Source organism: Streptomyces sp. NPDC111802 (assembly GCF_055634335.1).
In genome coordinates this window covers 1-13,924 of the sequence record NZ_JBVKCZ010000020.1, presented here as the reverse complement: position 1 = coordinate 13,924, position 13,924 = coordinate 1, and the positions used below count along the sequence as shown (strand labels likewise).

General features: G+C 72.2%; 11 protein-coding genes. 5 read left to right on the top strand and 6 right to left on the bottom strand.

Features of this window, described 5'->3' with window-relative positions; translation table 11 throughout:
* Positions 1 to 24 precede the first annotated feature (24 nt).
* The 5 genes from ACZ7NC_RS22635 to ACZ7NC_RS22615 all read right to left on the bottom strand — a co-directional run bounded on the left by ACZ7NC_RS22635 (position 25) and on the right by ACZ7NC_RS22615 (position 7,082).
* A complete protein-coding gene (locus ACZ7NC_RS22635; protein WP_471490717.1) occupies positions 25 to 1,326 on the bottom strand; it encodes an RNA polymerase sigma factor in 1,302 nt (433 codons plus the stop codon).
* A gap of 81 nt (positions 1,327 to 1,407) precedes the next feature.
* A complete protein-coding gene (dnaG, locus tag ACZ7NC_RS22630; RefSeq protein ID WP_471490716.1) occupies positions 1,408 to 3,315 on the bottom strand; it encodes a DNA primase in 1,908 nt (635 codons plus the stop codon).
* A 63-nt stretch (positions 3,316 to 3,378) separates the two neighbouring features.
* The gene (locus ACZ7NC_RS22625) at positions 3,379 to 4,644 is read right to left on the bottom strand and encodes an NAD(P)/FAD-dependent oxidoreductase (RefSeq protein WP_471490715.1); all 1,266 of its coding nucleotides are present in this window, start codon (positions 4,642 to 4,644) and stop codon (positions 3,379 to 3,381) included.
* Between the two features lie 155 nt (positions 4,645 to 4,799).
* Complete coding sequence (locus ACZ7NC_RS22620) at positions 4,800 to 6,053, bottom strand: deoxyguanosinetriphosphate triphosphohydrolase (RefSeq protein WP_471490714.1); 1,254 nt, start codon at positions 6,051 to 6,053, stop codon at positions 4,800 to 4,802.
* A 156-nt stretch (positions 6,054 to 6,209) separates the two neighbouring features.
* Entirely contained in the window at positions 6,210 to 7,082 is an 873-nt protein-coding gene (locus ACZ7NC_RS22615; RefSeq protein ID WP_471490712.1) for a sirohydrochlorin chelatase, read from the bottom strand.
* 223 nt (positions 7,083 to 7,305) lie between these two features.
* Here ACZ7NC_RS22615 and ACZ7NC_RS22610 point away from each other — a divergent pair, with 223 nt between their 5' ends.
* Positions 7,306 to 7,992: a SanA/YdcF family protein gene (locus ACZ7NC_RS22610; RefSeq protein ID WP_471490711.1), complete on the top strand. Its 687-nt coding sequence runs from the start codon at positions 7,306 to 7,308 to the stop codon at positions 7,990 to 7,992.
* Between the two features lie 124 nt (positions 7,993 to 8,116).
* A complete protein-coding gene (locus ACZ7NC_RS22605) occupies positions 8,117 to 10,315 on the top strand; it encodes a molybdopterin oxidoreductase family protein (protein ID WP_471490710.1) in 2,199 nt (732 codons plus the stop codon).
* A 101-nt stretch (positions 10,316 to 10,416) separates the two neighbouring features.
* Here ACZ7NC_RS22605 and ACZ7NC_RS22600 read toward each other — a convergent pair whose 3' ends face one another.
* Positions 10,417 to 10,851: a gamma-glutamylcyclotransferase family protein gene (locus ACZ7NC_RS22600; RefSeq protein WP_471490708.1), complete on the bottom strand. Its 435-nt coding sequence runs from the start codon at positions 10,849 to 10,851 to the stop codon at positions 10,417 to 10,419.
* A gap of 110 nt (positions 10,852 to 10,961) precedes the next feature.
* On the opposite strand from ACZ7NC_RS22600, the gene ACZ7NC_RS22595 reads away from it, so the two are divergent.
* The 3 genes from ACZ7NC_RS22595 to ACZ7NC_RS22585 form a co-directional block, all read left to right on the top strand.
* Positions 10,962 to 12,608: a M4 family metallopeptidase gene (locus ACZ7NC_RS22595; RefSeq protein ID WP_471490706.1), complete on the top strand. Its 1,647-nt coding sequence runs from the start codon at positions 10,962 to 10,964 to the stop codon at positions 12,606 to 12,608.
* Positions 12,609 to 12,926: 318 nt separating this feature from the next.
* The gene (locus ACZ7NC_RS22590; RefSeq protein WP_471490705.1) at positions 12,927 to 13,436 is read left to right on the top strand and encodes a hypothetical protein; all 510 of its coding nucleotides are present in this window, start codon (positions 12,927 to 12,929) and stop codon (positions 13,434 to 13,436) included.
* Positions 13,437 to 13,553: 117 nt separating this feature from the next.
* The coding region (locus ACZ7NC_RS22585; protein ID WP_471490704.1) for a class F sortase at positions 13,554 to 13,924 on the top strand (371 nt) is incomplete at its 3' end.

Sequence of the window (13,924 nt, the reverse complement as noted above, 5' to 3'; positions counted from 1 at the left end):
ACCCCCACCGGCGCGCGGACGGCGTCAGTCCAGATAGCCCCGTAGTTGATCCGCAAATGCATGATCCCTGAGCTTGTTCAGGGTCTTTGATTCGATCTGCCTGATCCGTTCCCTCGTCACGCCGAAGATGCGGCCTATCTCCTCCAGCGTGCGCGGGCGGCCGTCCGCCAGGCCGTAGCGGAGTTGGACGACCTTGCGTTCGCGTTCGCCGAGGGTGGAGAGGACCGCTTCCAGGTGTTCCCGCAGGAGCAGGAACGCCGCCGACTCCACCGGTGAGGCCGCGTCGCCGTCCTCGATCAGGTCGCCCAGCGCGACATCGTCCTCCTCGCCCACGGGCGCGTGCAGCGACACCGGTTCCTGGGCCAGCCGCAGCACCTCGCTGACGCGCTCGGGCGCGAGGTCGAGGTGGTCGGCGACCTCTTCCGGCGTCGGTTCGTAGCCGCGCTCCTGGAGCATGCGGCGCTGGACGCGGACGACCCGGTTGATCAACTCGACGACGTGGACCGGCACCCGGATGGTGCGGGCCTGGTCGGCGAGGGCGCGGGACATGGCCTGGCGGATCCACCAGGTGGCGTAGGTCGAGAACTTGTAGCCGCGGGCGTAGTCGAACTTCTCGACGGCCCGGATCAGGCCCAGGTTTCCCTCCTGGACGAGGTCGAGCATGGTCAGGCCGCGTCCGACGTACCGCTTGGCTACGGAGACCACGAGCCGCAGGTTCGCCTCGATGAGGCGCCGCTTGGCCATCCGGCCCATGACGACCAGTCGGTCCAGGTCCAGGGCGAGCTGACTGTCCAGGTCGGGGGTGCTGCCCAGCTTCTCCTCGGCGAACAGTCCGGCCTCGACGCGGCGGGCGAGTTCGACCTCCTCGACCGCCGTGAGCAGCGGGATACGGCCGATCTCCCGCAGGTACTGGCGGAAGAGGTCCGAGGAGGGACCGCTGTTGTCGGCGCGGACACGGGCCGGCAGGGGCGCCTCGACCGGCTCGGCGGCGTCGGGGCCGTCCAGCGCCTCGGTCGGCGGTTCCGCCGGCTCGGGCGGGGCCTGCGGCTCCGCCTCGGGGTGGTGCACGACACGGCTCTGCGGCGGCACCGCGACGAGAACGCCGGCGTCCGGCTCCGCGCCTTCCGTAGTGCTGTCGGTCTGAACGAGGGTCTGGGTCTGCACGGGGGCGACCTCCAGGATGATCGCTGCCGAGGCGTACGGCAGCGCTGCTTCGAGGGCGGAGTCGGCGGCCTCGCCGCTGTCCGTCCCGTACGCGATGAGCGGAACCGCGGGGGTGTGGGACCCGTTGGGAACGGATCGGCCGCGCTCCGAGGACTCAGGCACCGGAACCCAGTGTGGAGTACGACACATCGCCGCCACGAGGGGCGTGCGGTGACTTTTTGCGTCCGGTCCGTGACCGCCTGCTCAGAGGGCGGCGGCGCCCTGCTCCCGCAAGGCCTGGTCGTACTGCTGCAACACCCACAGTTCGTTCTGCACGGCGGCCAGTTGGGCGGGGTCGCCGCCCGCGCCCAGGCGCGTCAGCTGGCTCTGGACGTCACGGATGCGGCGCTCGACGGCACGGCGGCGGACGGTGACGAGTTGCTCGCCGGCGTAGTTCTCGTCGACGGCCTTGCGCATGATCGCCTCGACCGCCAGCTCCGTCACCATCGCGCGGACCTGGTTGTCGGGGGCCGCGTCACGGACCCGGACCAGGTACTCCTGCGCGTCCTGGATGCCGTACTCCGCGCCGCCCGCGTCCATGACCGCCTGGCGTACGGCGGCGTAGGGCGCGGCGGTGAACTCGTCGACGCCGTACGCGTCGAACGCCGGGGAGACCAACTCGGGGCGCTGGAGGGCGAGTTTGAGGAGCTCTCGCTCGGTGGCGTAGACGGGGTTGCGGAGGGTCAGCGCCGGGCCTGAGGCGCGGGGCGTGGGCGCGGCGTCGTAACTCTGCCGCGAGCCCCCGCGGTGTGCCGGTGCCGGTCCCCTGCCGCCCCGGTCGCGCGCCCAACGCGCCAGCTGGGCCACCCGCTTGACCACGAACTGGGTGTCCAGGATGCCGAGCATGCCCGCGAGCTGGACGGCCACCTCGTGCTGGGCGCCGCTGTTCTTGATGCGGGCGACGATCGGTGCCGCCTCGTCCAGCGCGGCGGCGCGGCCCGCCGGGGTGTCGAGGTCGTAGCGGACCACGATCTGGCGCAGCGCGAACTCGAACAGCGGGGTGCGCGGTTCGACCAGGTCGGAGACCGCGTCGTCGCCCTTCGCCAGGCGCAGTTCGCAGGGGTCCATGCCGTCCGGCGCGATGGCGATGTAGGTCTCCGCCGCGAACTTCTGGTCGTCCTCGAAGGCGCGCAGGGCCGCCTTCTGGCCGGCCGCGTCGCCGTCGAAGGTGAAGATGACGCGGGCCGAGCCGTTGTCCATCAGCAGCCGGCGCAGGATCTTGATGTGGTCGCCGCCGAAGGCCGTACCGCAGGTGGCGATGGCCGTGGTGACGCCGGCGAGGTGGCAGGCCATGACGTCGGTGTAGCCCTCGACGACGACCGCGCGGCTCGACTTCGCGATGTCCTTCTTGGCGAGGTCGATGCCGTACAGGACGTGGGACTTCCGGTAGATCGCCGTGTCGGGGGTGTTGAGGTACTTCGGCCCGTTGTCCGCCTCGTACAGCTTGCGGGCGCCGAAGCCGACGACATCACCGCCGATGTCGCGGATCGGCCACATCAGACGGCCCCGGAAGCGGTCGATCGGGCCGCGGCGGCCTTCCTGCGACAGCCCGGACAGCAGCAGTTCCTTGTCGGTGAAGCCCTTGCCGCGCAGATAGCGGGTGAGGTGGTCCCAGCCCTGGGGGCTGTAGCCGACGGAGAAGTGCTGGGCGGCGGCCTGGTCGAAGCCGCGCTCGGCGAGGAACTGGCGGCCGGTGTCGGCCTCCGGGCTGCCGGCCAGCTGTTCCATGTACCAGTCGGCGGCGATCTTGTGGGCCTCGACCAGGCGGATGCGTTCGCCGCGCTGGTGGGAGGGGTTGTATCCGCCCTCCTCGTAGCGCAGGGTGATGCCGGCCTGGGCGGCGAGCCGCTCGACCGCCTCGGAGAAGGAGAGGTGGTCGACCTTCATCACGAATGTGATGGTGTCGCCGCCCTCCTGGCAGCCGAAGCAGTGGAAGAGCCCCTTGCTCGGGCTGACCTGGAAGGACGGCGACTTCTCGTCATGGAAGGGGCACAGCCCCTTGAGGTTCCCGCCGCCCGCGTTGCGCAGCTGGAGGTACTCGGACACCACGGCGTCGATCGGGACCGCGTCCCGTACCGCCTTCACGTCCTCGTCGTTGATCCGTCCTGCCACGTGGTGATTCTACGGGGCAGAACTGACACTCCTGGGGCGAGTCCGGCTTCGGCCGGGGGTCAGCTACGGTGCGAGGTTTTCGAGTGGAATGTGCGGGTCCGCCAGGGCCTCGGTGTTCACCTGTGCCTTTGAGCGGATCAGCCGCTGAATGTGGTCTGTGACGTCCCACACGTTCACGTTCATCCCGGCCAGCACCCGGCCGGCCTTCACCCAGAACGCGATGAACTCCCGCTTACCGGCGTCCCCGCGGATCACCACCTCGTCGTACGACCCCGGGGGCGCCCACCCGCTGTACTCCATCCCCAGGTCGTACTGGTCGGAGAAGAAGTAGGGCACCCGGTCGTAGGTGACGTCCCGCCCGAGCATCGCCCGGGCCGCCGCCGGGCCGCCGTTGAGGGCGTTGGCCCAGTGCTCCACCCGCAGCCGGGTGTCGAACAGGGCGTGCGGGAAGGACGCGACGTCGCCGGCGGCGTAGATGTCGGGGTCGGAAGTGCGCAGCCGTTCGTCGACCACGACGCCCCGGCCGTGGGCGCGGTCGGCGATCTCCAGCCCCGCCGCCTCCGCGAGGCCGATGCGTGGGGCCGCGCCGATCGCGGCCAGGACGTCGTGCGCGGGGTGCTCCTCGCCGTCGTCGGTGCGGGCGGCCAGCACCATGCCGTCCTGGCCGACGATCTCCGTCAGCCGCCGCCCGAAGTGGAAACGCACCCCGTGCTCGCGATGCAGCTCGGCGAAGACGGCGCCCAGCTCGGGACCGAGGACGCCGTGCAGCGGGGTGGGATTGTGCTCGACGACGGTGACCTCGGCGCCGTACTCGCGGGCCGCCGCCGCGACCTCCAGGCCGATCCAGCCGGCGCCGGCGATCACGATGTGCCCGTTGTCCCGGCCGAGCGAGGTCAGGACGCCCTTGAGGCGCTCGGCGTGCGCGAGCCGGCGCAGATGGTGGACGCCGGCCAGGTCGGTGCCCGGGATGTCCAGGCGGCGCGGCTCGGCGCCGGTGGCAAGCAGGAGCTTGTCGTAGTGGACGACGGTGCCGTCCTCGCCGAACCGCACCGTCTTCGCCGTACGGTCGATCGCGTCGACGGTCTGGCCGAGGTGCAGCTCGATGTCGTTGCGTGCGTACCAGGCGGGCTCGTGGACGAAGACGCTGTCGCGCTCCTCCTTGCCGAGGAGGTAGCCCTTGGACAGGGGTGGCCGCTCGTACGGGTGGTCGCGCTCGTCGCAGATCAGTATCACCCGCCCGGTGAAGCCCTCCGCTCGGAGTGTCTCGGCCGCCTTCGCGCCGGCGAGCCCTCCTCCGACGATGACGAATGTCTGATCCGCGTCGACCACTTGATGCCTCCTCGTAAGGGTGCCGCCACACGAGCGTCCCGCACGCAGCGTGATGCGGGAAGAGGGGGTGACCCGATCAGGCCACGCAGGGTCACTTTCGAGTGCCCGTTCGTCCCTGGTGTCTCATCCGTCGCGCGCGGGTGACGGAACGGCGCTCACGCCCGTCCGGTGAGCCGGGCGTGCAGCGCGCGCGCCGACGCGTCCGTCAGAGCTGCGATCTGGTCGACGATCACGCGTTTGCGGGCGCGGTCGTCGGGGGCCGCGTCGAACAGGGCGCGGAACTGCGGGTCCAGCCCCTCGGGGGCGCGGGCGGTGAGCGCCTCTGCCAGCTCGGCGACCACGATGCGCTGGTCGGCGCGCAGCCGCTCCTGCTCGGCACGCTGCATGACGTACCGGTCGGCGACGGCTTTGAGGACCGCGCACTCCAGCCGGGTCTCGTGCGGTACGACGAGTTCGGCGTCGTAGCGGGTGAGCCGCCCGTCGCCGTACGCCGCGCGGGTGGCGCTCTCGGCGGCCAGGCAGAACCGGCCGATGAGCTGGCTGGTGGCGTCCTTGAGCCGGGCCTGGGCGACGGCCGAGCCGTCGTAGCCGTGCGGCCACCACGGTTCCTCCTGGAGCCGGTCGAGGGCCTGGGCCAGTTCGGCCGGGTCGGTGTGCTCGGGGACGTAGCGTCCGACGGCCACCGCGAAGACGGCCTGCCGTTCGGGCTCGGCGTGCAGGCAGTTGGGGTCGATGTGGCCGGCGTGCAGGCCGTCCTCGACATCGTGCACCGAGTACGCCACGTCGTCGGACCAGTCCATGACCTGGGCCTCGAAGGTGGTGCGGGCGCCGGGGGCGTCCTTGCGGATCCAGTCGAAGACGGGCCTGTCGTCCTCGTAGACGCCGAACTTCGGGGAGTTCGGGTCGGTGGGGTGGGCGCCGCGGGGCCAGGGGTACTTGGTGGCGGCGTCCAGGGTGGCGCGGGTGAGGTTGAGGCCCACGGAGCCCTCCGGGGTGAACCGTTTGGGCTCGATGCGGGTGAGCAGGCGCAGGGACTGGGCGTTGCCCTCGAAGCCTCCGCAGTCCTCGGCGAATTCGTTCAGCGCGACTTCGCCGTTGTGGCCGAAGGGCGGGTGGCCGAGGTCGTGGGAGAGACAGGCGGCTTCCACGAGGTCGGGGTCGCAGCCGAGGGCCGCGCCGAGTTCGCGGCCGACCTGGGCGCACTCCAGGGAGTGGGTGAGGCGGGTGCGGGGGCTTGGATCCCAGGCATTGCTGTGCGTACCCGGCGTGACCACCTGGGTCTTGCCTGCGAGCCTTCGCAGGGCGGCGGAGTGCAGTACGCGGGCCCGGTCGCGCTGGAAGGCGGAGCGGCCGGGGCGTTTGTCGGGTTCGGTTGCCCAGCGTTCGACCGCCGACTCGTCGTAGTACATGCACCCGACAGTAAGGGCAGGTGGTGACAAACGGAGTGCGCCTTCGCGTCTGCCGGGCGCTGTCGGGTGCTGTCGGGTGGCGAGTGCGGGTGGGATGTGGCTGATCTCGCAGTTCCCCGCGCCCCTGAAGGCTGCGCGTCCTCGTTGCCCGGCGTTCTAGGCCGAGGCCAGTTCCGGAGTCGCCGCGACCGGCGTCGCCAGCATCTGGTCGTAGCGGTGGAGGAGGAGGCCCGCCATCGCCGGGTGGGTGCCCAGCGGGGCGGACGCGATCCACGGTGCCGCCTGTGCGCACTCCGTCGCGAAGCGGCCGGGGGCGGTGAAGTAGGAGGCGACCGCCACTCTCGTACGGCCCCGGGCCGCGAGGGCGCGCAGGGCGTCCGGGACCGTCGGGGCCGCCGTCGTCGCGTAGGCGGGGATCACCGGGACGCCGAGGCGGTCGGCCAGGAGGTGGGCCGTGCGGGAGGTGTCCACCTTCGACTCGGGGTCACGGGAGCCCGCCGCCGCCAGGACCACCGCGCTCTCGCGGCGCGTCGGCTCGTCCATACGGGTGCGCCAGCCCGCCTCGACCAGGCGGGCGTACAGGGCCTCCACCAGCAGCGGGTGCGGGCCGAGGGCGCCGGCCACGCGTGCCCGTACCCCCGACTCGGCGGCCATCTCGGGGATGTCGCGCTTGATGTGGTAGCCGCGGCTCAGCAGCAGCGGGACGAGCACCGCCGCCCGGTCGCCGAGGGCGGCGAGGGTGTCGGGGAGCAGGGGCTCGTTGAGCTCGATGTGGCCGAGGTGGACCGGCAGACCGGGGCGCAGGGCGCGGACCTTGTCGAGGAGCGCGCGCACGGTGCTCAGGGCGCGCGGGTCGCGGCTGCCGTGGGCGACGACGACGAGCGCGGGCGCCTCGGGGCGGCGCCTGCCGTCGAGCGAGACCAGGCTGAGCTGGCTGGCGAGCTGGGTGCTGATCCGGTTCATCAGGTGCGCCGTACTGTCGAGGTGGGCCGTCGTGGACTCGTCGTGAAGCGGGTTCGACGCCGTCATGAACCGATGGTGGCGGCGGGACGTTGCCTCCCCGTTTCGCGGGAATGACGGGTTCTTACGCCGGGTTCACCTGCGGGTCGCGGGCTGTGTGAGGCTTCCTGACCTGCGGTTTCAGCGGGCGGAGTGAAGCTGCTCACGTCGCGTGGAGTGAACCGCGGTGGCTGACAGGACGTCCCTGAATGTCGAGGACCGGCCGTGTGGCCGACCGGGGAGGGACCGTCCGATGCGCCGACCGAAGCTGGGCCGACCGAGACTTCCACGCACCCGCGCCGGGCAGCGGCGGCTGGTGCGGGCGGTGGTGGCCGGATGCGTGCTGGGGCTGCTTCCGGCCACCTGGCTGCACCTCGTCACCGGCGACCGGCTGCGCACCAAGGCCGACGTGCCGCGCACGGACGTCGCCGTCGTCTTCGGGGCCGGGCTGTGGGCCGGCGAGCCGTCCCCGTATCTCGCGCACCGGCTGGACGCGGCGGCCGAGCTGTACCGGGCGGGGCGGATCAAGGTGGTGCTTGTCACCGGTGACAACAGCCGGGAGGACTACGACGAGCCCGACGCCATGCGCGCGTATCTGACCAGGCATGGCGTCCCCGACTCGCGCATCGTCAGCGACTACGCCGGCTTCGACACCTGGGACTCCTGCGTCCGCGCCAAGAAGATCTTCGGCGTGGACGAGGCGGTGCTGATCAGCCAGGGCTTCCACATCCGGCGGGCGGTCGCGCTGTGCCAGGAGGCGGGGGTGACGTCGTACGGCGTCGGGGTCGAGGACCGGCACGACGCGACCTGGTACTACGGCGGCACCCGGGAGCTTTTCGCGGCCGGCAAGGCGGCCCTGGACGCCGTCTTCGAGCCGGACCCCCGATTCCTCGGGCCGAGGGAACCCGGCGTGGCGAACGCGTTGGCGGCGGGGCGATAGAGCGCCCACATGCGCGCTCCCGGCAAAGCCTCACCGCGGCCGGCCGGCGGCGGGGAGGTCACCGTCCCGGCCGCGTAACAGGGAGCCGTCCCGCACGTAACACGCCCGACTCACGCTGGACGGTATGCCGAACTCCGCGACGCCCACGCACTGCCCGTACTGCGCCCTGCAGTGCGGGATGAACCTCACGCCCCTCCAGGACGGGGGTGTCGCGGTGGTCGAGCGCCCGGACTTCCCGGTGAACAAGGGAGCGCTGTGCGGCAAGGGCCGTACGGCTCCCGCGGTGCTGGCGTCGAGCGTCCGCCTGACCTCGCCGCTGGTGCGGGCGGGCGGCACGCTCGTGCCCGCCACCTGGGAAGAGGCGCTGGACCGGATCGCCGAGGGCCTCGGTCGCACGCGTACGGAACATGGCCCGGACGCGTGCGGGGTCTTCGGCGGGGGCGGCCTGACGAACGAGAAGGCGTACAGCCTCGGCAAGTTCGCCAGGGTCGTGCTCGGCACCTCGCAGATCGACTACAACGGCCGTTTCTGCATGTCGTCGGCGGCAGCGGCCGGGATCAAGGCGTTCGGCCTGGACCGGGGGCTGCCGTTCCCGCTGGAGGACATCCCTAAGACGGGCTGTGTGATCCTCGTCGGCTCCAACCCCGCCGAGACGATGCCACCGTCGCTCCGCTTCTTCAACGAGCTGCGCGAGAACGGCGGCACGCTGATCGTCGTCGACCCGCGGCGGACCAAGACCGCCGAGCAGGCGGATCTGCACCTGATGCCGCGTCCGGGCACCGACCTCGCGCTGGCCCTCGGCCTGCTGCACCTGGTCGTCGCCGAGGGGCGGGTCGACGAGGAGTACGTCCGGGAACGCACGGTCGGCTGGGAGGACGCGCGGGCCGCCGCGATGGCGCACTGGCCGGAGTACGTGGAGCGGATCACGGGGGTGTCCGTTCCTCAACTCCGGGAAACCGTACGGCTGTTCTGCGAGCCGGAGCATGCGATGGTGCTGACCGCGCGCGGGCCCGAGCAGCAGTCCAAGGGCACGGACACCGTGGGCGCGTGGATCAACCTGTGCCTGGCGACGGGGCGGGCGGGCCGGCCGCTGTCCGGATACGGCTGCCTCACCGGGCAGGGCAACGGACAGGGCGGGCGCGAACACGGCCAGAAGGCCGACCAGTTGCCCGGCTACCGCAAGCTGGACGACCCGGCGGCGCGGCGGCACGTGGCCGAGGTGTGGGGCGTGGACCCGGACAGCCTGCCCGGCCCGGGACGCAGCGCCTACGAGCTGCTGGACGCGCTGGGTACGGACATCCGCGCGCTGCTGCTGATGGCCTCCAACCCGGTGGTGTCCGCGCCGCGTGCCGCGCACATCGAGGAGCGGATCAAGTCCCTTGACTTCCTTGCCGTGTGCGACGTCGTGCTGTCGGAGACGGCGGCGCTCGCGGACGTCGTCCTGCCGGTCACCCAGTGGGCGGAGGAGACGGGCACGACGACCAGCCTGGAAGGCAGGGTGCTGCTGCGGCGGCGCGCGATCAGCCCGCCGGAGGGCGTCCGCAGCGACCTTGAGGTGATGCACGAACTCGCGGCGCGGCTGGGCAGGGAGAAGGGCCTGGCTCTGGAGAAGGGCTTCCCGACCGATCCGGAGGAGGTCTTCGAGGAGCTGCGCCGGGCGAGCGCGGGCGGGCCGGCGGACTACTCGGGGATCACCTACCGCAGGCTGGCGGAGGAGAACGGGGTCTTCTGGCCGTGCCCGGTCGCGGCCGAGGCAGCCGAGAACTCCTCGCCGGCCGAGGCAGCCGAGGACTCCTCGCCGGCCGGCGCGGGCACCGGGGCCGACGACCCCGCACGGGACCGCGAGGCCGGCGCGACGCACCCCGGCACCCCCCGCCTCTTCCTCGACCGGTTCGCCACGCCCGACGGACGGGCGAGGTTCGCCCCCGTCTCGCACCGGGCGATCGCCGAGGAACCGGACGAGGAGTACCCGGTGCTGCTGACGACCGGGCGGGTCGTGGCGCAGTACCAGTCCGGCGCCCAGACCCGCCGCGTCGAGGAGCTGAACGCCGCCGCGCCGGGCCCGTTCGTGGAACTGCACCCCCGGCTGGCGGCGCGGCTCGGGGCGGCCGAGGGCGATCCGGTGGCCGTCGTCTCGCGCCGGGGCCGGGCGGTGGCCCCGGCCCGCATCACGACCGGCATCCGCCCGGACACCGTCTTCATGCCGTTCCACTGGCCGGGAGAGGGCCGCGCCAACACCCTGACCAACCCGGCGCTGGACCCGACGTCGCGGATGCCGGAGTTCAAGGCGTGCGCGGTGCGGGTGGAGGCGGTGAAGCCGTAGCGGGGCGGGGACTCAGCCGCGCTGTACCGCCCAGTCGCCGCTCTCGATGAGCCTGCCGCCGGCGCGCAGGCGGGCGGCGAAGCCGTAGCCGGGCCGGGGACTCAGCCGCGCCGTACCGCCCAGTCGCCGCTCTCGATGAGCCTGCCGCCGGCGCGCAGGCGGGCGGCGACGGTGGGGGCGGCGACGTACACCCATGCCTGCACGGCCGTTCCGTCGGAGTCGCGGACCACCTTGCGGGCCAGGCGGTCGTAGAGGTTGCGCGGGTCGCCGGGGGCGTACTCCTCCAGTCGGTCCAAGGCGGCCAGCAGCGCCGAGTACTCCTCGGGGCGGGCGGTGACCAAGTCGCCGTACACGGTGCCCTCGCCGCCCGCCTCCTCGACGACGTACGGGTAGCCCGGCCCGTCGTACAGCAGCGCCCCTTCCCACCGCGCCGGCTCCTCCGTGAGCGTGCGGCCGCGCAGGAAGGCGTCGTGATTGGGCTCGCCGGGGCGGAGGGTGCCGTAGACGAAGAACGGCAGTCGAGGAGAGAGGGTCACGGAAACGATTCTCTCCTCTCACACACCTGCACGTATTCACCCTGGCCATGGCATGTGCACGGCGCCTTGAATCTTGGTCACCTTCTGTGCCGCCCAGTTCAAGGAGACCGATGCGCCGAATACGTTCGCACATCCGACGGGCCCGTCTTGTCACGGCGGGCATCGCCGTGACCGTGACCGCTCTGCTGGCCACCGCCCTCTCGCCGACCGCCGGCGCGGACGAGACGCCGAGCAGGGCCGACGCCGTCGAGAACGCCGCGTCGGCTCTCACGGACCTCGCGGGGAGCCTGGGACTGACGGCCGCTCAGGACACCCGCGTCCGGGACGTGGTCGTGGACGCGGACGGCACCCAGCACGTCCGCTACGACCGGACCTATCGTCAACTTCCCGTCCTGGGCGGCGATTTCGTCCTGCACCTGGCGAAGGACGGCACATACCGCGGCGCCTCCCGGGCCACCGGGGACACGGTCGCCCTGAAGAGCGTGACGCCCAAGGTCTCGGCGCCCGAGGCGGCCGACCTCGCCACGAGCGTGCTGCGCGCGTTGAACCTCGGCGAGACGCTGAAGCGGCTCACGGCCAGGCCCGAGCTGGTCGTCGACGCCCTGCACGGCGCGCCGAAACTGGCCTGGCGGACCGATGCCGTCGCCCAGGACGCCCGCGGCAACCCGGTCGCCCGCACGGTGCTGACGGACGCCGGCAGCGGCGCGCAGATCGACGCCTGGGACAGCATCGAGACGGCGTCCGGCGACGGGAAGTCGCTGTACGGGGGCACGGTGCCGTTGCAGACCACGGCGTCGGGATCGACGTACCAGCTGAAGGACGCGACCCGTGGCGGCACTTACACGGGTGACGCGGCGAACAAGACGGACCTGTGCGTCCTGACCATCTGCCTGGACCGCGCCCCGTCGACGGTCTTCACGGACGCCGACAACCACTGGGGCAGCGGCACTACGGCCGACCGCTCGTCGGCCGCCGTGGACGCGCAGTACGGCACGGACGCGACGTGGGACTACTACCGGGACGTCCACGGCCGCAACGGCATCGCGGGCGACGGCAAGGGCTCGTACAACCGCGTGCACTACGGCGACGGCTACAACAACGCCTTCTGGGACGACACCTGCTTCTGCATGACGTACGGCGACGGTGACGGCACCAAGCTCGGACCGCTGGTGTCGCTGGACGTCGCCGGGCACGAGATGTCGCACGGGGTGACGTCGAAGACGGCGGCGCTGACGTACTCGGGCGAGTCCGGCGGGCTGAACGAGGCGACCTCCGACATCTTCGGCACCCTGGTGGAGTTCCACGCGGGCAACGCCTCGGACCCGGGGGACTATCTGATCGGCGAGAAGATCGTCCGTGACGGCCTCGGACGCGATGCCCTGCGCCATATGGACAAGCCGTCCAAGGACGGCGTCTCGGTGGACTGCTGGAGCACGACCACCGCGGACCTCGACGTCCACTACTCGTCGGGCGTCGGCAACCACTTCGCCTATCTGCTCGCCGAAGGCAGCGGCCCGAAGTCGATCAACGGCGTCAGCTACGACTCCCCCACCTGCGACGGCTCTTCGGTCACCGGCATCGGCCGGGACAAGCTCGGGAAGATCTGGTACCGGGCACTGACCGTCTACATGACGTCCTCGACGAACTACGCCGCCGCACGGACGGCGACGCTGAACGCGGCGAAGGATCTGTACGGGGCCGGCAGCACCGAGCACGACGCGGTGGCGGCGGCCTGGAGCGCGGTGAACGTCGGCTGAGGGCCACCCGGGGGAACGGTCCCTGGGGAACGGGCGCCCACGCCGGATGTGGTCGCCCGTTCACACCCTCGGCCCTCCGCCCGTCGGATTCTTCCGCGGCACGCCCTCGATACGGCGATGACGGCGATGACCTGCTGAAACACCGCCGCATTGATGCTCCGGCGGCTCCCGTCGACCCTCATTCACCCCAATTCCGGCGCTCTCTCGGGAAGCGCGCCCGGCCCGCTGCCCCTTACCTCGGAAGAGCAGGGGCTCGGCCGAAGCGGCGGCACATGGGGGTGTCGCGGGTCGTGGGCCGTTGCGCTCGGAGGAGCTTCGATGCGACGTACCGCCCGTCTGCTGACCGGGACCGCGCTGGCCGTCGGTGCCGTGGGGCTCGTCGTCGCGCCCGCGTACGGCGACGGTGGCGGGCTGAAGCTGGTCCCGTCCTCGGTCGTACCGGGCGGACAGGTCACGGTGCACACGGCCGCGTGCCGGGACGGCGGCGCGGCGGGCGACGCCAGCGCGGTGGGCGCCGGTCCCTTCACGCTGGCACCGCACGAGCGGGCGGCGACCGGTCGGTTCCGGGTACCGCCGAGCGCGCAGCCGGGGACGTACGAGATCGTCGCGACCTGCGCCGAGGGCGGCCGACGGGTGACGGGCGACCTGGTGGTCACGCTGACGTCGGCGCGCGGACAGGTGCATCCGAGAGGAAGTGTGAAGACGGGGGTCGGCGGCGCTCTTGGCACCGATCCCGTGCAGACCGCGGCCGGCGTGACGGCTCTCGCCGTCGCCGCCGCGGGCGGTACCTGGCTCCTGCATCGCCGGGCGAGAGGCGACGGGATCTGACGGACACCCTCCGCTGTCCGTCCGCCGGTACCGCATGTCCCCTCCCCCTCCGGGTCCGATGCCCCTCGCGGCCCGGAGGGGGATCGGGTGGCCCGAGGAGAGTCCCAGGAGGCTCGCGTGCGCAGTCACAGGGGCGTCGGCGACGCCGCGATAGCCGCCGTCACCGTGCTCGCCCTCTGCTCCGGCGCCTGGCTGCTGCACAACGGCGCCGGGACGCACGCCCCGCCGCAGCCGTCGGCGGCGCAGAGCGGGGACGTCACCGGGGCCGCGGCGGCCCCGGAGACCGGCCGCCCGCCCGCCGACCCGCGCGACCCCCTGCACGACGCCGCCCTCGCGCTCCCGCCCTCCCCTCCCGACCGGATACGCATCCCCTCGATCCGCGTGGACGCCCCCCTCATGGGCCTGGGTCTGACGAAGACGGGCAGCCTCGATGTGCCGCCCGCGGAACGGAAGAACCTCGCCGGCTGGTACGAGGCCGGCACCACACC

Coding starts and splice junctions, on each gene's coding strand:
- ACZ7NC_RS22620 (WP_471490714.1), bottom strand. CDS start 6,053: ATGTACTACGACGAGTCGGCGGTCGAACGCTGGGCAACCGAACCCGAC.
- ACZ7NC_RS22615 (WP_471490712.1), bottom strand. CDS start 7,082: ATGACGGCGTCGAACCCGCTTCACGACGAGTCCACGACGGCCCACCTC.
- ACZ7NC_RS22610 (WP_471490711.1), top strand. CDS start 7,306: ATGCGCCGACCGAAGCTGGGCCGACCGAGACTTCCACGCACCCGCGCC.
- ACZ7NC_RS22605 (WP_471490710.1), top strand. CDS start 8,117: ATGCCGAACTCCGCGACGCCCACGCACTGCCCGTACTGCGCCCTGCAG.
- ACZ7NC_RS22595 (WP_471490706.1), top strand. CDS start 10,962: ATGCGCCGAATACGTTCGCACATCCGACGGGCCCGTCTTGTCACGGCG.
- ACZ7NC_RS22590 (WP_471490705.1), top strand. CDS start 12,927: ATGCGACGTACCGCCCGTCTGCTGACCGGGACCGCGCTGGCCGTCGGT.